The 21,766-nt window shown below is 70.7% G+C and carries 24 protein-coding genes; 9 read left to right on the top strand and 15 right to left on the bottom strand.

The genetic code is table 11. The features are described from left to right. Nucleotides 1-221 precede the first annotated feature (221 nt). The gene (locus ACSHWO_RS14910) at nucleotides 222-425 is read left to right on the top strand and encodes a cold-shock protein (protein WP_360624020.1); all 204 of its coding nucleotides are present in this window, start codon (nucleotides 222-224) and stop codon (nucleotides 423-425) included. A gap of 232 nt (nucleotides 426-657) precedes the next feature. Here the strand turns inward: ACSHWO_RS14910 and ACSHWO_RS14915 are convergent, their stop codons facing one another. Beyond that, on the bottom strand, nucleotides 658-2,409 hold the full coding sequence (locus tag ACSHWO_RS14915) for a lytic transglycosylase domain-containing protein (protein ID WP_438312346.1): 1,752 nt from the start codon (nucleotides 2,407-2,409) through the stop codon (nucleotides 658-660). A 305-nt stretch (nucleotides 2,410-2,714) separates the two neighbouring features. Between ACSHWO_RS14915 and ACSHWO_RS14920 the strand changes: the two genes are divergently transcribed. Both ACSHWO_RS14920 and ACSHWO_RS14925 read left to right on the top strand, forming a co-directional pair. Further along, nucleotides 2,715-3,110 (top strand): hypothetical protein, encoded by a 396-nt coding sequence (locus ACSHWO_RS14920; protein ID WP_385848106.1) that lies wholly within the window; start codon nucleotides 2,715-2,717, stop codon nucleotides 3,108-3,110. Nucleotides 3,111-3,187: 77 nt separating this feature from the next. Then, entirely contained in the window at nucleotides 3,188-3,661 is a 474-nt protein-coding gene (locus ACSHWO_RS14925) for an SRPBCC family protein (RefSeq protein WP_438312348.1), read from the top strand. Between the two features lie 26 nt (nucleotides 3,662-3,687). On the opposite strand, the gene ACSHWO_RS14930 is transcribed toward ACSHWO_RS14925, so the two are convergent. After that, entirely contained in the window at nucleotides 3,688-4,407 is a 720-nt protein-coding gene (locus ACSHWO_RS14930; RefSeq protein WP_438312350.1) for an alpha/beta fold hydrolase, read from the bottom strand. Nucleotides 4,408-4,481: 74 nt separating this feature from the next. Then, nucleotides 4,482-5,888, bottom strand: a complete 1,407-nt coding sequence (locus ACSHWO_RS14935; protein ID WP_438312352.1) for an alpha/beta hydrolase — start codon at nucleotides 5,886-5,888, stop codon at nucleotides 4,482-4,484. 556 nt (nucleotides 5,889-6,444) lie between these two features. On the opposite strand from ACSHWO_RS14935, the gene ACSHWO_RS14940 reads away from it, so the two are divergent. From ACSHWO_RS14940 to ACSHWO_RS14950, 3 genes are all read left to right on the top strand, one after another. Beyond that, nucleotides 6,445-6,822 (top strand): hypothetical protein, encoded by a 378-nt coding sequence (locus ACSHWO_RS14940; RefSeq protein WP_438312355.1) that lies wholly within the window; start codon nucleotides 6,445-6,447, stop codon nucleotides 6,820-6,822. A 39-nt stretch (nucleotides 6,823-6,861) separates the two neighbouring features. Next, nucleotides 6,862-8,931, top strand: coding sequence for a hypothetical protein (locus ACSHWO_RS14945; protein WP_438312357.1), 2,070 nt, complete (start codon nucleotides 6,862-6,864; stop codon nucleotides 8,929-8,931). A 188-nt stretch (nucleotides 8,932-9,119) separates the two neighbouring features. Next, complete coding sequence (locus ACSHWO_RS14950) at nucleotides 9,120-9,461, top strand: hypothetical protein (protein WP_438312359.1); 342 nt, start codon at nucleotides 9,120-9,122, stop codon at nucleotides 9,459-9,461. Nucleotides 9,462-9,501: 40 nt separating this feature from the next. Here the strand turns inward: ACSHWO_RS14950 and ACSHWO_RS14955 are convergent, their stop codons facing one another. Then, the gene (locus ACSHWO_RS14955) at nucleotides 9,502-11,385 is read right to left on the bottom strand and encodes an AMP-dependent synthetase/ligase (protein ID WP_438312361.1); all 1,884 of its coding nucleotides are present in this window, start codon (nucleotides 11,383-11,385) and stop codon (nucleotides 9,502-9,504) included. 234 nt (nucleotides 11,386-11,619) lie between these two features. Between ACSHWO_RS14955 and ACSHWO_RS14960 the strand changes: the two genes are divergently transcribed. Further along, the gene (locus ACSHWO_RS14960) at nucleotides 11,620-11,940 is read left to right on the top strand and encodes a hypothetical protein (RefSeq protein ID WP_438312364.1); all 321 of its coding nucleotides are present in this window, start codon (nucleotides 11,620-11,622) and stop codon (nucleotides 11,938-11,940) included. A gap of 103 nt (nucleotides 11,941-12,043) precedes the next feature. Here the strand turns inward: ACSHWO_RS14960 and ACSHWO_RS14965 are convergent, their stop codons facing one another. From ACSHWO_RS14965 to ACSHWO_RS14990, 6 genes are all read right to left on the bottom strand, one after another. After that, a complete protein-coding gene (locus tag ACSHWO_RS14965) occupies nucleotides 12,044-13,351 on the bottom strand; it encodes a dicarboxylate/amino acid:cation symporter (RefSeq protein WP_385848087.1) in 1,308 nt (435 codons plus the stop codon). A 55-nt stretch (nucleotides 13,352-13,406) separates the two neighbouring features. Next, on the bottom strand, nucleotides 13,407-13,514 hold the full coding sequence (locus tag ACSHWO_RS14970) for a putative leader peptide (protein WP_361090977.1): 108 nt from the start codon (nucleotides 13,512-13,514) through the stop codon (nucleotides 13,407-13,409). Nucleotides 13,515-13,751: 237 nt separating this feature from the next. After that, nucleotides 13,752-14,024 (bottom strand): DUF4229 domain-containing protein, encoded by a 273-nt coding sequence (locus ACSHWO_RS14975; protein WP_438319102.1) that lies wholly within the window; start codon nucleotides 14,022-14,024, stop codon nucleotides 13,752-13,754. Nucleotides 14,025-14,258: 234 nt separating this feature from the next. After that, on the bottom strand, nucleotides 14,259-14,783 hold the full coding sequence (locus ACSHWO_RS14980; RefSeq protein ID WP_385848084.1) for a GNAT family N-acetyltransferase: 525 nt from the start codon (nucleotides 14,781-14,783) through the stop codon (nucleotides 14,259-14,261). A gap of 89 nt (nucleotides 14,784-14,872) precedes the next feature. Then, nucleotides 14,873-16,036, bottom strand: coding sequence for an aminofutalosine synthase MqnE (mqnE, locus tag ACSHWO_RS14985; RefSeq protein ID WP_361090986.1), 1,164 nt, complete (start codon nucleotides 16,034-16,036; stop codon nucleotides 14,873-14,875). A gap of 96 nt (nucleotides 16,037-16,132) precedes the next feature. Further along, nucleotides 16,133-16,588, bottom strand: a complete 456-nt coding sequence (locus ACSHWO_RS14990) for an Lrp/AsnC family transcriptional regulator (protein WP_361091164.1) — start codon at nucleotides 16,586-16,588, stop codon at nucleotides 16,133-16,135. Nucleotides 16,589-16,711: 123 nt separating this feature from the next. Between ACSHWO_RS14990 and ACSHWO_RS14995 the strand changes: the two genes are divergently transcribed. After that, nucleotides 16,712-16,852 carry a hypothetical protein gene (locus ACSHWO_RS14995; protein WP_361090989.1) on the top strand — a complete coding sequence of 47 codons (141 nt, stop codon included), beginning with the start codon at nucleotides 16,712-16,714 and terminating at the stop codon, nucleotides 16,850-16,852. On the opposite strand, the gene ACSHWO_RS15000 is transcribed toward ACSHWO_RS14995, so the two are convergent. Continuing rightward, nucleotides 16,849-17,532: a UbiX family flavin prenyltransferase gene (locus ACSHWO_RS15000; RefSeq protein WP_361090992.1), complete on the bottom strand. Its 684-nt coding sequence runs from the start codon at nucleotides 17,530-17,532 to the stop codon at nucleotides 16,849-16,851. The two genes, ACSHWO_RS14995 and ACSHWO_RS15000, sit on opposite strands and share 4 nt — an antisense overlap. Nucleotides 17,533-17,629: 97 nt before the next feature. Here ACSHWO_RS15000 and ACSHWO_RS15005 point away from each other — a divergent pair, with 97 nt between their 5' ends. Then, nucleotides 17,630-18,250: a rhomboid family intramembrane serine protease gene (locus ACSHWO_RS15005; protein ID WP_438312368.1), complete on the top strand. Its 621-nt coding sequence runs from the start codon at nucleotides 17,630-17,632 to the stop codon at nucleotides 18,248-18,250. Here ACSHWO_RS15005 and ACSHWO_RS15010 read toward each other — a convergent pair. The 4 genes from ACSHWO_RS15010 to ACSHWO_RS15025 form a co-directional block, all read right to left on the bottom strand. After that, complete coding sequence (locus ACSHWO_RS15010; protein WP_404243631.1) at nucleotides 18,243-18,827, bottom strand: Uma2 family endonuclease; 585 nt, start codon at nucleotides 18,825-18,827, stop codon at nucleotides 18,243-18,245. The two genes, ACSHWO_RS15005 and ACSHWO_RS15010, sit on opposite strands and share 8 nt — an antisense overlap. Nucleotides 18,828-18,905: 78 nt before the next feature. Beyond that, complete coding sequence (mqnP, locus tag ACSHWO_RS15015) at nucleotides 18,906-19,829, bottom strand: menaquinone biosynthesis prenyltransferase MqnP (RefSeq protein WP_438319105.1); 924 nt, start codon at nucleotides 19,827-19,829, stop codon at nucleotides 18,906-18,908. Next, nucleotides 19,829-20,296 (bottom strand): hypothetical protein, encoded by a 468-nt coding sequence (locus tag ACSHWO_RS15020; protein ID WP_385848068.1) that lies wholly within the window; start codon nucleotides 20,294-20,296, stop codon nucleotides 19,829-19,831. Before ACSHWO_RS15020 ends, mqnP begins: the two co-directional genes overlap by 1 nt. Further along, complete coding sequence (locus ACSHWO_RS15025; protein WP_385848065.1) at nucleotides 20,293-21,750, bottom strand: menaquinone biosynthesis decarboxylase; 1,458 nt, start codon at nucleotides 21,748-21,750, stop codon at nucleotides 20,293-20,295. The genes ACSHWO_RS15020 and ACSHWO_RS15025 overlap by 4 nt, the downstream gene beginning before the upstream one ends. Nucleotides 21,751-21,766: the final 16 nt, after the last annotated feature.

The raw sequence follows: 21,766 nt of genomic DNA on the forward strand, positions 1-21,766 counted from the left end.
GGAGCCCCGCGTCAGCCTTCGAGCGGGTGTCAAACGTCCGGGTGACGTGATCTTTCCCTCTGGTCTCGGCCGCGGGGTGCGTGCTAGGCTCGACGCAAGTTGCAGTTTGGTTTCCCTTGCAGTACGAAGCCTGCGGAGAATGTGACCCGCGGGCTTTAGTAGTTTTCAGACTTCTTAGCAGGTTCTGGAGCAGGGCGACCCTTTGGCCCATAGGAGGGCTCATGGCTACCGGAACCGTCAAGTGGTTCAACGCTGAAAAGGGCTTCGGCTTCATCGCCCAGGACGGCGGCGGCCCGGATGTCTTCGTCCACTACTCCGCGATCAACGCCTCTGGCTTCCGCTCCCTCGAGGAGAACCAGACCGTGAACTTCGACGTCACGCAGGGCCCGAAGGGCCCGCAGGCGGAGAACGTCACCGTAGCCTAATGGCCACGGCCAACCCCTCGCGGTTGGATCGCAGTACCTGAGAGCAGTACCCAAGGAGCCCTGCCTCCCCGTTCACACGCGAACGGGGGAGGCGGGGCTCCTGCCTTTTGCCGCCGGGCCGGGGCCGGGCTGGCACGGGCCGGGCCGGGCCGGGGTGCGGAAACGGCCGGCCGCCACCGGGTCGCGGTGGCGGCCGGCCGTCGTCTCGGGGGCCGTCCGGGGGGCCGGGCCGTTACGGCTTCACCGCGGGTGCCGTCGGAGACGGGGAGGGGGACGGTGTCTGCGGGGCCGGGGTCTCCGCCTTGGCGGTCACCTTCAGCTCCAGGACCAGGGCCACCTTCTCCTTGGTGATCAGCCGCAGGTGGTACGTGCCCGGGGCGACGTCCGTGGTCAGCAGCTCCGGCAGGGCGATCAGGCCGTCGGCGGCGGAGGCGGCCAGCTCCAGGCTGAACAGCTTCTCGCCGTCCTTGGCGCCCTTGAAGTAGGGGCCCGTCGCCTTCGCCGGGTCCACCGGGACCCACAGGCCGGTCGCCTTGTCCTGCTCCACCAGGCCGGCGGTCGCCTGCGTACCGGCCACGGCCTTGCCGCCGGCGGTCGCCTTGACCTCGATGCCCCGGACGGCAGTCCCGGCGACGACCTCCAGCGGCTTGCCCGCACCCGCGTCGGTACGCGTCAGCAGGTCGGCGACCGCCGGGACGGGCTTCGCCGAGACGACGCCCTTGAAGTTCACCGTGAACTGGGTGGCGGTGCCGTAGCCCGAGGCCCGCAGCGTGAAGGTGCCCGGCGTGGCTCCGGCCACCAGGCCCGGCGCGGCGGCGACGCCCTCGGCGTCGGTCTGCACCACCAGGTGGAGCCGACCCTGCGTACCGAAGTACGTGCCCGTCGTGTCGTTCTCGACCTCGAACAGGACGGCCTGCCCCTTGGCCGGCTTGCCGTCGCTGAGCACCGCCTTGACCCGCGGCACCGCGGTGAACGCGGCTCCGGCCTCCGCCTTGAGCTCGGTGCTGCCGAGCACCTCCACCTTGGCCAGGTACGGCACGGGCGCGGGCTTCTGCGGCTCGGCCGGCTTGGACGGGTTGGTGGGGTTCGTCGACGGCTTCGTCGAGGGCTGGGTGGACGGCTGGGTGGTCGCCCCGCCGCCGGTGGACGGCTTCGTCTGCGTGCCGGGGCGCGGGGTCGGCAGCACCGGGTTGGTGGGCGTCGGGTAGCTCCCGGTGGGCGGGTTGGGCACCTCGCCGACACCGTTCTGGTACTGCTTCATGAACCCGAGCACGGTGTTCACGTACTCGCGCGAGTTGTTGTAGCTGAGGATCGCCCGGTCGATCTGCGCCGGGTCGGAGAGGTTGCGGTCGCCCGCGCACAGGTACAGGCCGGCGCCGAGGGCCGCGTCGTAGATGTTGTTCGGGTCGCGCTTGGAGTCGCCGTTGCCGTCGGCGCCCCAGGTGGCCCAGGTGGAGGGGATGAACTGCATGGGGCCGACGGCCCGGTCGTAGGCCGCGTCGCCGTCGAACTCGCCCTTGTCGGTGTCCTTGATCTCGGCGAAGCCCTGGCCGTTCAGCTGGGGGCCGCGGATCGGCTTCTCGGTGTACCCGTCGGCCTTGAGCCCGTAGCCGGAGGCGTGGACCGACTCCACCCGGCCGATGCCCGCGAGGAGCTGCCAGGGCAGTTTGCACTTCGGGAGCGCGGCGGCGACCGCGGTCTCCGCCCGCTTGTAGGCGTCGAGGGCGGTCGCGGGGATCCCGCTGGCCCCCTCGCCCGCACCGGCGGCCGGCGGCACCGCCGGATCGGCGAGGTCGCCGGGCAGGTCCAGGCGGGCGTCGCCGCGGTCGGTGGCCTGGGGGCTGTCCGGGGTGGGCTCGGACTCGCCCGCGTCGGCCGTCGGCGGGTTGGTCACCACGGCTGCGGTCGTCAGGCTGGCCGCGAGCGCGGCCGTGCACAGGACCTTGCGCGAGGTGTTGACGAGGTGGCGGTGAAGCGGCTTCACAGTGCGGCGATCCCCCCAAGGCGGCCGGCAAGTTGTACGGCGGGTCGAGCCGTGAATATCCACTGTCTATCAGGTATTCGAAGGCGACTCACCGGCGCCCCGGGAGATGTGACACACCATTCGTCTCGGCTTCGTCCGGTACGGCGACAGAACGCCCAACGGGGGAGGGCCGCCGACGGTTATGCGCCAATAGGTGCTTACTTGACGGCTCTTGTCCATTCCATGGCGGATTGGGGACGGACACCCGAAGGGCGACCGGGGCGGGGACGGGGGGCCGGGCGCGCGTTCGACTAGATTCGGCGCACATGACAGCAGAGGCCCATGAGACGACCTTCCGCGCCCGCGCGGACCGCATGCGCACCCTGGGGGTGTACCTGCTCATCGCAGCGGGCGCCGTCTGGCTCTGGCTCGCCTACCAGCTGCTGGCCCCCTTCACCGTCAACTACGGCTCCAGCCGGAGCACCGACTGCGCCTCCCCCGTCTTCTACGACGAGGGCGACGGAAGACGGCGCTCGTACGCCGACGCCGAGGGCCAACGCTGCGCCACGGAACGGGATCCGGCTGACCTCCTGGCCCTCCTCACCCTCTCCGTCCCGCTGGCCGCCGCCGGCACCTTCCAGTACACGAGGGGCACGGTGGCCCTGGACCTGAGACGGCACGAGGAAGAGCTGGCCCACCTCAGGGCGGAGCGAAAGGCCTGACGGCGGACGCTTGAGGGAGCGCGGGCGCCCGGGCGCGGCTCCCGGCCGCCCGCCCCGCGCCTCACTACGGTGGTGCCGTGGTGACCGAGCCGATCCGCACCCCCGACCTGGCCGACCGCCCCCACCAGTTGACCGTCGAGCGCGCGATGCTCGCATCGCCGCACGCGCTGTACCTGGCGTGGACGCAACGGTTCGACCGCTGGTTCGCCGCGCCGGGCTCGGTCCTGATGCGGCCCGAGGTGAACGCGCCGTTCTTCTTCGAGACCGAGTTCGCCGGCGACCCTCAGACGCCACGGGCCCGCCATCCGCACTACGGGCGCTTCCTCCGACTGGAACCCGGCCGACTGGTGGAACTGACCTGGGTGACGGGCCGCGCCGGCACGGCGGGCGCCGAGACGGTCGTCACCGTCCGCCTCGGCCCCCACCCCATCGGCTCCCGCCTGCACCTGACCCACGCCGGCTTCTACGACGAGACGGCCCGCGACAACCACGCGACGGCGTGGCCCGAAGTGCTGGCCCACCAGGACGAGGTGCTGGCGCAAGAGGGGTGAGGGGGCGGCGGCCGGCGGGGCGCCGACTACCCCTCCCGCTCCCGCCGCTCCTCCCCCACCTCCGCCAGGAGCCGCGCCAGTTCCTGCGGGCGGGAGAACATCGGCCAGTGACCCGTGTCCAGGGTCCGCAGGGTCCAGCTGTCGTTCTTGAGGAGTTCGGCCGCCGCGGGCGGCGGTTCGGGCCCGTCCAGCAGGCACTTCACGTACACCGCCGGGAGCTCGCCCAACGAGCGGGCGAGTGCCGCCGGTTCCGTCAGGGTGGCGCCCGGGTGCGGGGTGGAGCCGGCCACGATGCGGGCGATCTGCTCCTCGTCCAGGCCCTGGCCCGCGCAGTCGGCCGCCGTCAGCGGCGGCCAGAAGCCGTCGTTCGCCTCGACGGAGGCGACCACCTCGGCCCCGCCCGGCCAGCCGGAGACGAACGGCTCCCCGTCCACCGGCACGTCGGCGTCGACGAAGACCACCCGGGCCAGCCGGTCGGAGACCAACTCGGCGGCCTGGCCCACCGGGACGCCCGCGTAGCTGTGTCCGACCAGGACGACGTCGTGGAGGTCCAGGCGCTCGACGACGTCGACGATGTCGTGCACGTGCGTCTGCTGGCCCGCCCAGGAGCCGGTCGCACGCCGCTCGGCGAGGCCGGACAGCGTCAGCGGGTGGGCGTCGTGGCCCGCCGCGCGCAGTTCCTCCACCACCGCGTCCCACGCCCATGCCCCGAGCCATGCGCCGGGTACCAGTACGAAGTTCCCCATGGGCGTCACCGTATACGAATGAATGTTCGATCGCATATTCGACCATGCGTTCGGGCAAGGCTTCCCACCTGCGGTCATTCCTGCGCCGGGCAGGACCGCGTTCCGCCCGGCAGGTGGCCGTCGATCAGGAAGTCGTCGACGTAGCCGCGCACGCACGTCGAGCTGCCGTAGCCCGTGTGCCCGTCGCCCTTGTAGTCGATGACGACGGCGGAACCGAGGCGTTGGGCGGTCTCCTCGGTCCACCGGTACGGGGTCGCCGGGTCGCCCCGGGTGCCGACGAGGAGCATGCGCGGGGCGCCGGGCCGGTCGATCCTGCGGATGAAGTCGGTGCCGGCCGGGCGCCCGTAGCAGGCCAGGACGGTCAGCAGCTGCCGTGGCCCGAAGACCGCCGAGGCCTGCCGGAACTCCTCCCGCAGGCCGTCGATCCGCGCCGCCACCGCCGCGGGGCTCTCCTCGTCGCTGCTGCGGTCGGGATCGTCGGCGCAGTTCACGGCGGTCATCGCGGCCACGGCGTTGTCGGCGGGGACGCGACCGGGCGGCCGTGCGGAACCGCCCGCATCCGGGTCCTGATCCGTACCCGCGCCCTCCTCCGCGCCGGCGGGGGAGCCGAGGTGGAGCAGGCCGCGCGGGTCGCGCTCGCGCTCGACCAGGGCGAGGGCCTTGGCGAGGGCGGGCCACAGCTCCCGGGAGTAGAGGGCGCTGCCGATGGTGGTGGCGGCGTCCTGCCCGGTGAAGAGGGCGCCGTCCGCGTCGACGAGGGGAGCGACGTCGAGCCGGGCGACGAAGGCGGCCACGTCCTCCTTGGCGGTGCGGGTGTTCGTCCCGTACACGCAGCCGGGCTGACGGGTGCACCAGGACAGGAAGTTGTCCAGGGCCTGCTGCTGGCCCTGCGCGGTGGCGAGGGCCTGCTCGACGCGGGATTCGGTGAGGGTGTCGACGCCGTCGAGGGCCATGCGGCCGACCCGGTCGGGGAACTGGGCGGCGTACACGACGCCGAGGCGGGTGCCGTAGGAGAAGCCGAGGTAGTCGAGCCGGTCCTCGCCGAGGGCCCGGCGGACGAGGTCCATGTCCCGGGAGGCGTGCACGGTGCCGATGTACGGCAGGACCGGCCCGGAGGCCCGTTCGCAGCGCGCGACGACGCCGCGGACGGCGGCGAGCTCGTCCGCGGGGTCGTCGGAGTCGACGGGGTCGGGGTCGAGCGAGCCGCCGCAGCTGACGGGGGCGCTGTGACCGACCCCGCGGGGGTCGAAGGCGACGAGGTCGAAGCGTTCGCCGAGTTCCGCGAGGTCCTTGGCGTGGGCGGCGAGGCCCTCGACGCCCGAGCCGCCGGGCCCGCCGAAGTTCAGCAGCAGCGAGCCGCGGTGCCCGGCGCGGGGTCCGTTGGCCGGTATCTCGGCGAGGGCGATGCGGAGGGTGCCCTTGGCGGGGGCGGAGTGGTCCAGCGGCACGGTGAGGGTGCCGCACCGCATCCCGGCGGGCACGGGCCGTACGGGGCAGGCGCCCCACCGGATGCGGGGCCGGCCGGAAGACGGGGAATCGGAAGGGACGGCGGACGCGCGAACGAGCACAGCAGCCGATCCGGATGTCGCCGCGGGACCGGCACCCGGCACGGCGGCGACGGCGGTGGACACCAACAGGCAGCCGACGCCGACCGCGGCCCCGGTACGGGAACGCGAGCGGGAACGGGAACGGGAACGGTGCACTGCACCCTCCTCGGGGCGGCCCCCCGATCCGTCAGCCCACGATAAACGCCCGGGCCCGCCCCCGCCGCCCGAGAACCGGGCAGCCACCCGCAGCCCACCCCCGACCTGCACGAACCGGCCAAACGGGCGACCCCGGCGTCAGGTTCCGGACACACGACCAGCCGCAGGCCACTGGAGGCGGGCAGCGGCTCCGCCCCTGATAGCGTCGCGAAGACGTTCCAAACGACCACGAACCACCGACAAACGCCGAAACAAGCACTGCGGGGGGGGTACCACCATGGGGTTCGAGCAGGATGGGAGTCAGGCGCGGTTCGCCGCGGCAGACCAGGCGGCAATGCGGCTGAACTCGGGACAGCCGCCCGGCCCGCTGTTCCCCGGCACCGGGGACTTCGCGTCGACACCGGCGGAGAAGAAGGCCGCGGCGAACACCATCGAGACCGAACTGGAGCCGAACACCAAGAAGGCCGGCGACCACGCCGACGAGGCCTCGAACAACACGGTCAAGGCCTTCGACGGCTGGAGCACGGCAGCCGGCCTGAAGAAGGCGCTGGAAACCTGGGACCGGCAGGTGATCGGCTTGATGGGCCGACTGGCCTCGGAGAAGACCGCGCTGCGCGGGACGTCGAACATGTTCCTGCGCAACGACATCACGACCGGTGAGGGCTTCAACCTCGTGAAGCCGTCGTCGGAATCGAAACTGAACGGGCTCTAGGCGGCGGGGGCAGGAACCATGTTGACGTACCACGAGGTCATGACGACCGACTTCGGACAGCTGTCCACGGCCGCAGCCAAGTGGGATGCGATGGCGGGCGAGTTCAAGAAGGTCGAGGAACGCTACCGGGACAGCGTCGAGAAGATCACCATGGGGGGTCAGACCTGGAACGGTGTGAGCGCCAGCGCTGCCCACACCAACTTCGCGGGCACCCGCTACGAGTACTCGGCCGCGCAGACGCAGGCGAAGGCGATCGCCAGCCTGCTGCGTGACGCACACGAGCAGTTCACCGACCTGAAGAAGAAGGTCGAGTCCGCCCGCGACGACGCGGTGAAGGCGGGCATGAAGGTGTCCGAAGAGGGCCGGTGCAGCTTCGACTACTCCAAGGTGGACGCGGCCACTGCGAACGCCGCCCGGCACGATCCGGACCTGAAGAACGCCGAGAACTCCTGGACGCAGCACATAGCCGGCGCGGTCAAGGCCCTCGACGACGCCGACCAGGGCGTGAAGATCGCGCTGGAGGCGGCCTGCGCTGACGGCTACGGCGACAAGAACGACACCACCTTCGGCACTGGCTTCAACGGCAAGGCGCAGGGTGACGTCGAGGTGTACGAGGCGCGGAACGCCGAGAGCATCGCCACCCGCCTGGCGGGGGGCGAGAAGATCCCTGCGGCCGAGATGGCGGAGCTCCAGCGGTCCTTCCGCGACAACTCGGGCAAGCCCGAGTTCAGCCAGGTGTTCATCAACGGGTTGGGGGCGAAGGGCACGATCGAGCTGACGAACCGGCTCAGCGACGAGATCCACGTCAAGAACCCCGCGAACAAGGGGGACTACACGGATCTGCAGAAGGGCCTCGGGGCGACGCTCGCCTCGGCGACGAAGGACCCGAACTCGGAGACGTACAAGAAGTTCCGGGCCGACATGCAGAAGGAGGGCCTGGAGCGCCGGAACACCTCCTTCACGGATCTGCGACTGGAGAAGGCGTACGGCTACCAGTCGCTGGTCACGCTGATGGGCCAGGGCGGCGGGGACTACTCGAAGCAGTTCCTGCACGACATGGGCGACGACATCATGAAGGCCGAGAAGGACCGCAAGGACATCTGGGTCATGAAGGGCGGCGAGTACGACGGGGAGCGGACCGGCTGGTTCGCCAACGACCCGATGGACGGGCTGCTCGGCGTGATGAGCCACAACCCGGAGGCGGCGGCGTCCTACCTCAAGGACGAGGACCGGATGAAGCACCTCATGGACCGCAACTGGGAGGTGGTGCTGGAGGCCAACGAGCACGGCAACTCCGTGCACTACTCCGCCGCACTCGACAAGGACGACCGGGCGGGCTTCGGCGCCGCGCTGCTGGCCGGTGCCACCGGCATCGACCCGTCCTCGGACAACCCGAAGTTCGTCGAGCACTCCGCCGACAACAAGGCCGTCTTCAAGAACGCGATCAGCGAGTTCGCGGAGGCCGGCGACGACCTTCCCGAGTCGCTGCGCGAGCCGATGGCGAACGTCCTGGTGAACCACGCCGGCACGGTGCACGAGGTCACCAGCAGCGTGGACATGCGCTCCCTGCCGGTGGAGCAGAACGACATGTACGAGGTCATCAAGCAGGTCTCCAAGGACCAGGAGGCCTACGGCGCGCTGAACTACGGCATCAACCAGGCCATGGTCCACGAGATCCACGAGCCGAACCAGAAGCACCCGGAGGAATCCCTGGTACGGGCCGGCCGCACCGTCGGTTTCCTGGAGGAGGCCCGCACCGCGGCCGTCGGCCCGGCCGAGAAGGCCGCTTGGGACGACAAGTGGATGTTCGACACGGCGATCGGCTACCTGCCCGCCTATGACGCGGAGGTCCAGGCCGGCTTCGACTACGTGGTCGACAAGTGGCTGGCCGACGAGCAGAAGCACATCGACAAGGGGTACGAGGACAAGACCTACGAGGCATTCCAGAAGCGCACCAATCAGCTGATGGCGCTGACCGACGAGTGGGTGAAGCAGCACGACAAGGACGGCAGCCGGTTCGACCACCAGTCCACGATGGACGAGGCCGCCGGGGCCGGCGCGGCCCGCGCCAAGGCCGTCGCCCCGCCGGAGAGCGGGGCTGCCGAATGAGGCGGGGCATAACTGCGGTCGCCGCCGGTGCCGCCCTCCTCCTGTCCCTGGTGGCCTGCAGCACCGTCGACGAGGCCATTCCGGGGACGATCTGCGGCACACCCATCTCCCCGGACCTGTCCGGTCCCCTGTTGCGGCCGCACGGAAAGATCGCAGAGGCCAGCAGGGTGGACCGGAGCCAACCAAAGGTGACAGCGCCGTGTGTCGTCACCGTGGACGGTGAACGCGCGCTCAACTTCCGGTTCGGCTGGCATGACGGCCCACCAGGGGACCTGCTGGCTTCCTCCCGCGAGAACAAGGTCCTGGAGCTGACGGAACCCGCCAGGGTGGACCTCGGCTTCGAGGACTCCGTACTCGGTAACGAAGGCGCCACGGCCACAGCCCCCTGCAAGACGGCAGGCGGCGACCACTTCACCCTCACGATGCAGGTGGAACGGGCCGACAAGATGAAGCAGGACCTGCGGCCCGCCGTCGAGGCGTTCATGCGCGCCTACATGGCGGAGACCCTGAAGACGCTGAACTGCGGCTGACGTACACGGAGGGGGCTCACGCCTCGATCCCCCTCCTCCGTCAGTCCTCGCGGTACAGCTCCTCGATCTCCGCTTCGTGGTCCCGGACGATGGCTGTCCGTTTCAGCTTCAGTGAGGGTGTCAGGTGTCCCCGGGCCTCGGTGAACCCTCCCGGCAGGATCGTGAACCTGCGGATCGACTCGGATCGGGACACCAGCCGGTTGGCGTCGTCCACCGCGCGCTGGAGCTCGGCCCGCAGTTCCTCGTCGCGGACCAGTTCCCGCATCGGCACGCCTTCCTTCCTCCGCATCGCCCGCCAGTGGGCGAGCCCCTCCGGTTCGAGGGTGATCAGCGCGGTGACGTACGGCCGGTTGTCGCCGACGACCAGGCACTGGCCGACGAGCGGGTGGGCCCGCAGCCAGTCCTCCAGCGGGGCCGGGGCCACGTTCTTGCCGGCGGAGGTGATGATCACGTCCTTCTTGCGGCCGGTGATCGTCAGGTACCCGTCGGCGTCGAGTTCGCCGATGTCCCCGGTGGCGAGCCAGCCTCCGACGAGGAAGGGGCCGTCGCCCGGGGTGTCCGCGGCGGCCGTGTTCCAGTAGCCGGCGAAGACGTGTCGGCCCCGGAGCAGTACCTCGCCGTCCTCCGCGATCCGCACGGCCGTGCCGGGCAGGGGCCAGCCGACCGTCCCGAGCCGTGGTTTCTGCGGCGGGGTCACGGTGCTGGCTCCGGTCGTCTCGGTGAGCCCGTAGCCCTCGAAGACCTCGATACCGGCCCCGGTGTAGAAGGCGGCGAGCCGCCGCCCGAGGGGTGAGCCGCCGCTGAGGACGTAGCGCACGCTCCCGCCGAGTGCCGCGCGGATGCGCCGGTAGACGAGGGGGTCGTACAGGGCGCGGGCCATCCGCAGCCCCAGCCCCGGGGTGCCCTCTTCGATCGTTTCGCCGTAGCGCTGCGCGATGCGTGCGGCCCGGTCGAAGGAGGAGGCGCGGCCCATCCGTTCGGCGGTGACCCGGGCGGTGTTGTAGACCTTCTCCAGCACGTAGGGGATGGCGAGCAGGAACGTGGGCCGGAAGCCGGCGAGGTCGGCGAGCAGGTCCTCGGTCTGCAGGCTGGGGGCGTGCCCGAGCCTGACCCGCGCGCGCAGGCATCCGATGGCGACCATGCGGCCGAAGACGTGGCTGAGCGGCAGGAACAGCAGGGTCGATGCGGGTTCGCTGCTGACGGACGTGAAGACGGGGTGCAGTAGTTCGACGGCGTTGTCGGCTTCGGCGAAGAAGTTGGCGTGGGTGATGACGCAGCCCTTGGGCAGGCCGGTGGTGCCGGAGGTGTAGATGAGGGTGGCGACGGAGTCGGGCGTGCGGGCGGCGCGGCGGGCGTGCACGACGGCGTCGGGTACCTGTTCGCCGGCTTTGACGAGCCGGGCCAGTGCGCCGGTGTCGAATTCCCACAGGTGGGCCAGCCAGGGCAGGTTGGGCCGCTCGGCACTGAGGAGGCGGGCCTGGGTGGTGTCCTCGACGGCGCAGGCCACGGCGCCGGAGTCCTGGATGATCCAGCGGGCCTGGAGGGCGGAGGAGGTGGGGTAGACGGGTACGGTGACCAGTCCGGCGGCCCAGGCGGCGAAGTCGAGCAGGGTCCACTCGTAGGTGGTGCGGGCCATGATGGCGATCCGGTCGCCCTCCCGCAGCCCCTCGGCGATGAGTCCCTTGGCCACGGCCAGGACCTCGGCGGCGAACTGGGCTGCGGTGACGTCGCGCCAGGTGCCGTCCTGCTGCTTGCGGGAGAGGACGGCGGCGCCGGGGGCCTCGCGGGCGTTGTGGAAGGGGATGTCGCCGAGCGATCCGCTGGCCGGGACCCCGGCGAGCGCGGGTACCTCGACCTCGCGCACCACCCCGTCGACGACGGTCCTGACGGGCTCGACCAGCTTCGGCACGGTCTGCAGTTCCACGGCGCTCCTTCTCGGCTCGGCACGGGGACGCTGAGTTACCGGCGGTAATGTACGCACGGGTAACCGCGCTGAACACCCCTCGTGCGAACCCGCACGGAACTCCCACCGAACCCGCCGCTCCCTTCCCCGAAGCCGCCGCCCCGCCGACACCCGGCCGGCACCCGGCCGTGCGGCGGAGCCCCGTTGGCCGGAAAGAGCCGATTAGCATGCCCATGACCACCGAGGGGGCGTGCAGTGACGTACCGGCGCGAGAACATCGACCTGCCCGAGGACCGTGGCTGCCTGCAGTGGGCGCTGGGCCTTCCGCTCGGGCTCGTCCACGCGCTGGACGCCTTCCTCGCGCAGGCCGCGGTGCGCTACGGGCCGCAGGGCGTCTGGGACGACCGCGGGTACACGAGGATCTCGGCGGCGTGCTTCACGGTGGTCTGCCTGAGCGGGCTCGCGCTGCTGGTCACCCTGATCCCGCCGGTCCGCCGGACCCTGGGCCCGTGGTGGCTCGCCCCGCCCGCCCTCCTGGGCGCGATCGCCTGGATCCGCATGGCGACCCTGGAGTAGAGCCGCGCGGGACACCCCGTAGGCCCGCACGCAAAGGCCGCAGCCCCCGACCGGTCGGCATCGGACCGGTCGGGGGCTGCGGCGCGTGGGGCGGTGGCGCCTGTCAGGCGGCGGCCACCACCGGGGCGCGCTCGTCCAGAGGGGAGGACGAGGCGCTGTCGTAGGCCTTCTTGTCGAGGATCCCCTCGCGGGCCGCGACCACGACGGGGACCAGGGACTGGCCGGCGACGTTGGTGGCGGTGCGCATCATGTCCAGGATCGGGTCGATGGCCATGAGCAGGCCGACGCCCTCCAGGGGCAGGCCCAGGGTGGACAGGGTGAGGGTCAGCATGACGGTGGCGCCGGTGAGGCCGGCCGTGGCGGCGGAGCCGACCACCGAGACGAAGGCGATCAGCAGGTAGTCGGTGACCGTCAGCTGCACGTCGAAGATCTGCGCGATGAAGATCGCGGCGAGCGCCGGGTAGATCGCGGCGCAGCCGTCCATCTTGGTGGTGGCGCCGAACGGGACGGCGAAGGAGGCGTACTCCTTCGGGACGCCGAGGCGCTCGGTGACCTTCTGGGTGACCGGCATGGTGCCGACGGAGGAGCGGGAGACGAAGGCCAGCTGGATCGCGGGCCAGGCGCCCTTGAAGAACTGGATCGGGTTGACCTTGGCGACGGTCGCGAGGAGCAGCGGGTAGACGCCGAACATCACGAGCGCGGAGCCGATGTAGACGTCGGCGGTGAAGGTCGCGTACTTGCCGATGAGCTCCCAGCCGTACGAGGCGATGGCGGTGCCGATGAGGCCGACGGTGCCGACGGGGGCGAGGCGGATGACCCACCACAGGGCCTTCTGCAGCAGCTGAAGAATCGATTCGGCGACGTTCAGGACCGGCTGGGCCTTGTCACCCAGCTGGAGGGCGGCGACACCGGCGACGGCAGCGAGGAAGACGATCTGAAGGACGTTCAGCTCGGTGAACGGCGTGACGACGTCGTTCGGCACGATGCCGGTCAGGAAGTCGATCCAGGAGCCGGTGCGCTTGGGCAGCTTGCCGTCCTGCGGGGTCAGGCCGGTGCCCGCGCCGGGGTTGGTGAGCAGGCCGATCGCGAGGCCGATGCCGACGGCGATCAGCGACGTGATCATGAACCACAGCAGCGTGCGCGAGGCGAGGCGGGCGGCGTTGTTCACCTTCCGCAGGTTGGTGATGGACACCAGGATCGCGAAGAAGACGAGCGGGGCGACGGCCAGCTTCAGCAGCTGGACGAAGATGTCGCCGACCTTCTCCAGGGTGGTGGCGAGCCAGCTGACGTCCTGGGTGCGGGCGAGCCAGCCGAACAGGACGCCGAGCACGAGACCGGTGACGATCTGGGCCCAGAAGGGGAACTTGAAGGAGGCCTTGGCGGGGGCCTGAGGGGTCGCGGACACGAACACTCTCCGGGTGGGGGTAACGCGCAAAGAAGAGGAGGAAACGAGGGGGGTGCTGGACTCAGCGACAGCCGCAACAGGCCGCGGACGCGCGGCGGCAGAGGTCGACGTGCAGGCGCGCCACGAGCGGGATGCTCGCGGTCAGGTGGTGCGCAACTGGGGTCAACATGTTTAACACGCTAACACTTTCCCTTTGAGAACCTCAAAGATGCACTTTGAGACAGGGTCGCACCGCACCCTTCTGCCCGCCTCCGGAGAACACCAAGCGCCCCTGCACTCGGGGGTGTTCCCGGTGCAGGGGCGCTCGGACGTGTGAGGAAGGTAACCGGCGGCCGGCGGCCCGGCCGGACGGGCCGGCCAGGTCGGGTCGGGTCGGGCCAGGGGCCCGGTCCGCGCCGGCCCGGGCCTACGAGCTGACGCGCGCGGCGTCGTCGGCCTCGTCCTCCTGCGAGCGGTTCGCGGCGAGCCGGTCCTTCGCGCCCGCGACGCGGCCCGCGATCTGCGCGGACATCTCGTCGCGCTGCTTGCGCAGCAGGACGAAGGACAGCGGCGCGGAGATCACCAGGGCGAGCAGCACGACCCAGGCGACGTTGGCGTCCCCGAGCCCCGCGGGCACCCAGCCCACGTTGACCAGGACCGCGACGAGGACGAGGCATCCGACGAAGATGCCCAGACGCATCGCGGTGTAGCGGATCGTCGCGCTCGGCTTGAGGGACACGGTGACCCCTTCTCTGTGTCGTCGGTACGTCGTCAGCGTGCCCGTCCAGTGAAGCACGACCCCGACGGCGGCCGCGCCGTCGGGGTCATCACCGGACACGAACCGCAGATCGGACACCCTGCGCCCGGCCCGGCAGCCACACCGCAACCCGCACCCGAACCCGAACCCGCACCCGGGCCCCGCACCGCCGGCCGCTCAGTGCAGCGGCAGCAGCATCGTGATGTCGTCGCGGTCGTCGCCGGGGGCCACCCGGATGGCGTCGGGGACCCGGCCGACCTCCTTGTAGCCGCAGGCCGCGTAGAAGTGCTCCAGCCCCAGTCCGCCCCGGCAGGTGAGCCGGACGGCCTCGATGCCGTCGAGGCTCCGCGCCGCGTCGGCGACGGCCTCCATCAGGGCGCGCCCGGCCCCCCGGCCCTGGAGGTCGGGGGCGACCATGACGGTGTAGGCCCAGACCCAGTGGGTCATCAGCCGATGGGTGTTGAGCGCCAGGAAGGCGCAGGCGCGGACCCTTCCGCCCGCGTCCCGGCCGACGACCAGGCGGTGACGGCCCTCGGCCATGGCGACGAGGTGCTTGACCAGCTCGGGGCGGATGTCGTCCACCGTGACGGGCGGGACGAATCCGACCGCGCCGCCGGCGTTGGACACGTCGGTCCAGAGCTCGGCGATGCCGTTGCGCAGGGCGGGGTCGACGACCGGGTCGAAGGTGAAGCTGAGAGCCACCCGGGGAGAGTATCCCTTACCCACGCTTCCGGGCACCGAAAAGGCCCCGGTCCCCCCGACGGGACCAGGGCCTTCGGCCGGCAACCGGCTCAGACGCGCATCGCCTGCGGCGTCTCGCGCAGGTTCGCGTCCGGGCCGGGGTACTCCCGGATGACCTCGTACCGGGTGTTGCGCTCGACCGGGCGGAAGCCGGCCTCGCGGATCAGCTCCAGCAGGTCGTCGCGGCTCAGCTTGTTCGGCGTGCCGTAGTTGTCCGCGTCGTGCGTGATCTTGTACTCGACGACCGAGCCGTCCATGTCGTCCGCACCGTGCTGCAGCGCCAGCTGGGCGGTCTGCACGCCGTGCATCACCCAGAAGACCTTCACGTGCTGCACGTTGTCGAAGAGCAGCCGCGAGACCGCGAAGGTCTTCAGCGCCTCGGCCCCCGTGGCCATCGTGGTCCGCGCCTGGAGGGTGTTGCGGACCTTGCCGTCCTTCATGTCCACGAAGTCGTGCTGGTACCGCAGCGGGATGAAGACCTGGAAGCCGCCGGTCTCGTCCTGGAGTTCGCGCAGCCGGAGCACGTGGTCCACGCGGTGGCGCGGCTCCTCGATGTGCCCGTAGAGCATGGTGCTCGGGGTCTTGAGGCCCTTCTCGTGCGCGAGCCGGTGGATCCGCGACCAGTCCTCCCAGTGGGTGCGGTGGTCGACGATGTGCTGGCGGACCTCCCAGTCGAAGATCTCCGCGCCGCCGCCGGTGAGGGACTCCAGGCCGGCCTCGATCAGCTCGTCCAGGATGTCGGAGGCCGACAGCCCGGAGATCGTCTCGAAGTGGTGGATCTCGGTCGCCGTGAACGCCTTCAGCGAGACGTTCGGCAGCGCCTCCTTCAGCGCGGACAGCGAGCGCGGGTAGTACCGCCACGGCAGGCTGGGGTGCAGGCCGTTGACGATGTGCAGCTCGGTGAGGTTCTCGTTCTCCATGGCCTTGGCCAGGCGCACGGCCTCCTCGATGCGCATCGTGTACGCGTCCTTCTCGCCCGGCTTGCGCTGGAACGAGCAGTAGGCGCACGAGGCGGTGCACACGTTCGTCATGTTGAGGTGGCGGTTGACGTTGAAGTGGACGACGTCGCCGTTCTTCCGCGTGCGCACCTCGTGGGCGAGCGCCCCGAGCCAGGCCAGGTCGTCGGACTCGTAGAGGGCGATGCCGTCCTCACGGGTCAGCCGCTCGCCGGAGCGAACCTTCTCCTCCAGCTCACGCTTGAGCCCAGCGTCCATCGGCCGGTCGCCTCCTTGTGTGTCCTGTGCCCTGTAGCGCTCTGCGCACTTTCGCCCCGTACGGGAGCGCTCTTGCCCAACCCCGCAACCGTACTCTTAGCGCTCTTCGGGCAGATCCCCGACCCGGTTCTCCCACTTGGTGGACAGCACGATCGTCGTACGGGTCCGCGAGACGCCCTTGGTGCCGGAGAGCTTCCGGATGATCCGCTCCAGGCCGTCCACGTCGCTGGCGCGCACCTTGAGCATGTAGGAGTCGTCGCCGGCGATGAACCAGCAGTCCTCGATCTCCGCGAAGTCGCGCAGCCGGCGGGCCACGTCCTCGTGGTCGGCGGCGTCCGAGAGGGAGATGCCGATGAGCGCGGTGACGCCGAGGCCGAGGGAGGCCGCGTCGACGGTCGCGCGGTAGCCGGTGATGACGCCGGCCGACTCCAGCCGGTTGATCCGGTCGGTGACGCTCGGACCGGACAGGCCGACGAGCCGGCCCAGCTCCGCGTACGAGGCGCGTCCGTTCTCCCGGAGTGCCTGGATGAGCTGCCTGTCCACCGCGTCCATATACCTGGAGCCTTCCATTGTTCGGCGATCCTGCGATCTTACGTATAGAATCAAAGGCGCACAGGGTCAACACCCTGTGAATCTTTCAACAGATCAGTGACGATCTTCAGGAGTGGTTCACCCGTGTACACGATCGAGATGGCCTACGCGCACATGCGACAGCTCCAGGAGCTGGCCAACCGATCCCGCACCGACCAGCCCGCCGCCGCCTACCGCGTCGACCAGACCCGCAAGCCGCACACCCGCGCCGCGAAGAAGCGCTAGTCACCGCTTGCCTCCCGGGGGCGGGAGCCCGCACCGAGCTCCCCCTCCCACCGGCGGTACAGCTGGTGCGGCACCCCTGCCGCGTCCAGCACCCGCCCCGCGACGAAGTCCACCAGGTCCTGGATGTGCGTCGCACCCGCATAGAACGCCGGAGAGGCGGGCAGGACGATCGCGCCCGCCTCGTCCAGCGCCACCAGCGCCTTGAGCGTCTGCCCGTTCAGCGGGGTCTCCCGCACCGCGACCACCAGCCGCCGCCGCTCCTTGAGCACCACGCTCGCGGCCCGCTGCAGCAGGTCCTTCGACAACCCGAGCGCCACTCCCGCCACACAGGCCGTGGACGCCGGCACGATCAGCATCCCCTTGGCGGGGTACGAGCCCGAGCTCGGTCCGGCCGCCAGGTCACCCGCGGACCAGTACCGGACGTCACCCTCCGGCACCTCGAACGTCCCCGGCTTCCCGTCGGCCCCCCTGGCCAGCCACTCGCGCAGGTCCGCGCGCCAGTGCGCGTCGCGGAAGGCGATCCCGGTCTCGTCCAACAGGGTGAGCCGGGCGGCCCGGCTCACCACGAGGTCCACACTCTCGCCCGCCGCCAGCAGCCCTCGGATCACCGAGGCCGCGTACGGCGTCCCGGACGCCCCGGAAACCCCCACCACCCACGGGGTGCGCTTGCGCTCTGTCATAACTCCGAGACTATCCGGCCACACCGGGCGGGCACTCGTTAAGGTGTGCCGGACGTTCCCCCGGGGAACGGTGCACGACACACAGGGGGCGAAGCCGATGAGCAGCAGCACGATCGAGCCGCAATGGAGCCGGACCGAGCGGACCAAGGCCGCGGCCAAGCTGATGCTGGGTTGGGTGGCCCTGCTGTGGGTCCTGGAGGCGGTCGACTACGCCACCGGGCACGCCCTCGACCAGTACGGGGTCGTGGCCCGCGACCCCGACAGCCTGACCGGCATCGTCACCGGGTCCTTCCTGCACTTCGGCTTCGACCACGTCGCCTCCAACAGCGTCCCGCTGCTGGTCCTCGGCTTCATCGCGGCCCTGTCCGGGATCCGTCGCTTCCTCGCGGTGTGCGGGATCATCATCCTGGCCGAGGGCATCGGGACCTGGCTGATCTCGCCGCCGAACACCATGACCCTCGGCGCCTCCGGAGTCGTCTTCGGCCTCTTCGGCTACCTGCTGGTACGCGGCTTCGTGGAGCGCAGGGTCCTCGGCATCGCCGTGTCCCTGGGCGTGGCCGCCGTCTGGGGCAGCACCATGCTCACCGGCGTCCTCCCGATCCACGAGGGCGTCAGCTGGCAGGGCCACCTGTGCGGCCTCGCGGCCGGCATCGCCACGGCGATCCACCACCGCCGCCCGGCCCCGACCCGCCCGGCGGATCCTCAGCTGATCAGCTGACGGCGGAGGGGTCCACGGGCAGCCCGGAGGTGTCGATCGTGAGCTTGCCGATGCCGGTCTCGACGACGACCGTCTTGCCGTAGGCGAGGGTGTCCGTCCCGAGGTACCCGTCGGGGCCGGGGTTCCAGAACATCACGCAGTGTGCCTTGTAGGGGTCGAAGACCAGGTAGTGCGGGATCCCGCGGCGAGCGTAGGCGCGCCGCTTGACCTCGTAGTCGTTGTGGCGGCTGCTCGGGGAGACCACCTCGACAGCCAACTCGATCAGGTCGGGCGAGTAGGCACTGTGGTTCTTCGCCACTTCAGCGGCCGGGATGACGGCCAGGTCGGGGCAGAACTCGTTGTCGCCGTCGAACGGAATCGCAACGTCGCTGAGGAAGCCCCACTCATCGGACATCTGGGGCTTCAGCGCACTCCACAGCTGCCAGATGGTGGCATTGTGGTGCGGCTTGAGCGGACTCATCACGATGGCGCCCTCGACAATCTCCATCCGGTAGCCCGGGAACATGTCCTCGAACCGGCTGAGCTGTGAGTGCAGGCGGTCGCTCTCCGAAACGGTCACGTCGGCCTCCCTGTCCATGCACTCGATGGTAGGCCGCACGCTACGCACACGGGCAGATCGCGCACACCGTGATCCGGCCCGGCTCACTCCTTCGTGCTACAGGCTCAGGCCGCGGACCACCAGGTCCGCAAGGGCGCACACGAAGAGCACGATGCCGATGAAACCGTTCACCGTGAAGAAGGCGCGGTTCAGGCGGGACAGGTCGTGCGGGGTGACGATGGTGTGCTCGTAGAGGAACGCCGCCACCACGACCACCAGGCCGATCCAGAACAGCACGCCCGCACCGGTGGCCACCGCGTACCAGGCCAGCAGGGCCGTGGTGACGGCGTGGGCGCCGCGGGCGCCCCACAGCGCGGCGGGGACGCCGAAGCGCGCCGGGACGGACTTGACGCCCTCCGCCCGGTCGGCGGCCACGTCCTGGCAGGCGAAGATCAGGTCGAAGCCGCCGATCCACACGCCGACCGCGAGGCCGAGGATCACCGCGTCCCAGGACCAGGTCCCGGTGACCGCGAGCCAGGCCCCGACCGGGCCCATCGCCTGGGCCAGGCCCAGGATGGCGTGCGGGAAGTTCGTGAACCGCTTGCCGTACGGGTAGACCACCATCGGCACCACCGCGACGGGCGCCAGCACCAGGCACAGCGGGTTCAGCAGCGCCGCCGACCCGAGGAACACCGCCAGCGCGATCCCGGCCCCGGTCCACGCCGAGCGCACGGACACCGCGCCGGTGACGAGCTCGCGCCCGGCGGTGCGCGGGTTGCGTGCGTCGATCTCGCGGTCGATGATCCGGTTCGCGGCCATGGCGAAGGTCCGCAGGCCGACCATGCAGACGGTGACGAGCAGCAGCTCGGTCCAGTGCATGCTGCGGTCGGTCTGGAACATCGCGGTCAGCGCGGCGATGTAGGCGAAGGGCAGCGCGAAGACCGAGTGCTCGATCATCACGAGCCGCAGGAACGCCTTCACCTTGCCGGGGGCCTGCGGCGCGGCGGGGCCGGGGCCGACGACCCCGTCGGCGGTGGTCATCATGCGAGGCTCCTCCGGAAGTCCTCCAGGTCCGCGAGCAGGTCCGCGGTCGCCACCGGGCCGGTGGTGAGGGTCCATGCGGCCGCCTCGTGGCCCTCGGGCGGGTTCACCCGGGCGGTGAAAGCCCAGCCGTCGCCCGCCGGGGCGGCGTCGAGGTGCAGTACGTCGCCGGCCTCCACCGTGAACGGCTCGGCAGCGGCAAGGGCCGCCTGGAGCTGCTCGGCGAAGCCGTCGGCCTCGGTGTCGCGCAGGCCCGGCAGTTCGAAGCCGTCGCCTTCACCGTCGTGCTCGGTGAGCAGGGCCCAGACGTTGCCGGGGCCGGCGAACTCCTCCGGGGAGACGCCCGCTTCCCGCGCCGCCCGGACGAGGTCCGGGTCGGCCGGGTCGAGCTGCGGGCGCACCAGGGCCACGTACGCGGTGTCGTCGCCGATGAAGAGGGCCGGGCCGGCCATGGCGTCGGTGCTCACAGGCCGTACTCCTGCCAGCGGCGGTCGACGAGGGCGGCCGTGGCCGGGTCGGACTCGACCATGTCGGGCCAGCCGCCGTCGCGGGTGTAGCCCTCCTCGGGCAGCTTCTTCGTGGCGTCGATGCCGGCCTTGCCGCCCCAGAACTGCTGGTACGAGGCGTGGTCCAGGTGGTCCACCGGGCCCTCGACCACCGTGAGGTCGCGGGAGTAGTCGGTGTTGCCGAGGGCCCGCCAGGACACCTCGTGGAGGTCGTGGACGTCGCAGTCGGCGTCGACGACGATGATCAGCTTGGTCAGCGACATCATGTGGGCGCCCCAGATGGCGTGCATGACCTTCTGGGCGTGCTTCGGGTACTTCTTGTCGATCGAGACGATCGCGCAGTTGTGGAAGCCGCCCGACTCGGGCAGGTGGTAGTCCACGATGTCCGGCACGATGATCTTCAGCAGGGGCAGGAAGAACCGCTCGGTGGCCCGGCCCAGCGGCCCGTCCTCGGTCGGCGGCCGGCCGACCACGATCGACTGGAGCAGCGGCCGCTTCCGCATCGTGATGCAGTCGATCTTCAGCGCGGGGAACGGCTCCTGCGGGGTGTAGAAGCCGGTGTGGTCGCCGAACGGGCCCTCCGGGAGCATCTCCCCCGGCTCCAGCCAGCCCTCGATCACGACCTCCGCGTTGGCCGGGACCTGGAGCGGGACCGTCTTGCAGTCCACCATCTCGATCCGCTTGCCGGCGACGAAGCCCGCGAAGAGGTACTCGTCGATGTCGCCCGGCAGCGGCGCGGTCGACGCGTACGTCACGGCCGGCGGGCAGCCGAAGGCGATCGCGACCGGGAGCCGTTCGCCGCGCTTGGCGGCGACCGCGTAGTGGTTGCGGCTGTCCTTGTGGATCTGCCAGTGCATGCCGATGGTGCGCTTGTCGTGGCGCTGGAGGCGGTAGAGGCCCAGGTTGCGCACGCCCGTCTCCGGGTGCTTGGTGTGCGTCAGGCCGAGGTTGAAGAAGGAGCCGCCGTCCTTGGGCCAGGTGAACAGCGCGGGCAGCCGGTCCAGGTCGACGTCGTCGCCGGTGAGCACGACCTCCTGGACGGGGGCGGCGTCGCCCTTCACCTTCTTCGGCGGGACGTGCACCATCGAGCCCAGCTTGCCGAAGGCCTCGCGGACGCCGATGAAGCCCTGCGGCAGCTCCGGCTTCAGCAGGCCGCCGATCTTGTCGCTGATCTCGCCGTACGACTTCAGGCCGAGGGCCTTGAGCAGGCGGCGGTCGGTGCCGAAGACGTTCATCGCCAGGGGCATGTCCGAGCCCTTGACGTTCTCGAACAGCAGGGCCGGACCGCCCGCTTTGTTCACTCTGTCGACGATCTCCCCGACTTCCAGGTACGGGTCGACTTCGGCCTTGATGCGCTTGAGGTCGCCCTCCCGCTCCAGGGCCCGGAGCAGCGAGCGGAGATCGTCGTAAGCCATAGGGGCCAGTATCCGT

Origin of the sequence: Streptomyces pallidus (ex Mingjun et al. 2026) (assembly GCF_051550185.1) — a bacterium.
GTDB lineage: Bacteria > Actinomycetota > Actinomycetes > Streptomycetales > Streptomycetaceae > Streptomyces.

Coding starts and splice junctions, on each gene's coding strand:
- ACSHWO_RS15005 (WP_438312368.1), top strand. CDS start 17,630: ATGAGCAGCAGCACGATCGAGCCGCAATGGAGCCGGACCGAGCGGACC.
- ACSHWO_RS15000 (WP_361090992.1), bottom strand. CDS start 17,532: ATGACAGAGCGCAAGCGCACCCCGTGGGTGGTGGGGGTTTCCGGGGCG.
- ACSHWO_RS15010 (WP_404243631.1), bottom strand. CDS start 18,827: ATGGACAGGGAGGCCGACGTGACCGTTTCGGAGAGCGACCGCCTGCAC.
- ACSHWO_RS14970 (WP_361090977.1), bottom strand. CDS start 13,514: ATGTTGACCCCAGTTGCGCACCACCTGACCGCGAGCATCCCGCTCGTG.
- ACSHWO_RS14990 (WP_361091164.1), bottom strand. CDS start 16,588: ATGGACGCGGTGGACAGGCAGCTCATCCAGGCACTCCGGGAGAACGGA.
- ACSHWO_RS14975 (WP_438319102.1), bottom strand. CDS start 14,024: ATGCGTCTGGGCATCTTCGTCGGATGCCTCGTCCTCGTCGCGGTCCTG.
- ACSHWO_RS14940 (WP_438312355.1), top strand. CDS start 6,445: ATGCGGCTGAACTCGGGACAGCCGCCCGGCCCGCTGTTCCCCGGCACC.
- ACSHWO_RS14920 (WP_385848106.1), top strand. CDS start 2,715: ATGACAGCAGAGGCCCATGAGACGACCTTCCGCGCCCGCGCGGACCGC.
- ACSHWO_RS15025 (WP_385848065.1), bottom strand. CDS start 21,750: ATGGCTTACGACGATCTCCGCTCGCTGCTCCGGGCCCTGGAGCGGGAG.
- ACSHWO_RS14910 (WP_360624020.1), top strand. CDS start 222: ATGGCTACCGGAACCGTCAAGTGGTTCAACGCTGAAAAGGGCTTCGGC.
- ACSHWO_RS14930 (WP_438312350.1), bottom strand. CDS start 4,407: ATGGGGAACTTCGTACTGGTACCCGGCGCATGGCTCGGGGCATGGGCG.
- mqnP (WP_438319105.1), bottom strand. CDS start 19,829: ATGACCACCGCCGACGGGGTCGTCGGCCCCGGCCCCGCCGCGCCGCAG.
- ACSHWO_RS14945 (WP_438312357.1), top strand. CDS start 6,862: ATGACGACCGACTTCGGACAGCTGTCCACGGCCGCAGCCAAGTGGGAT.
- mqnE (WP_361090986.1), bottom strand. CDS start 16,036: ATGGACGCTGGGCTCAAGCGTGAGCTGGAGGAGAAGGTTCGCTCCGGC.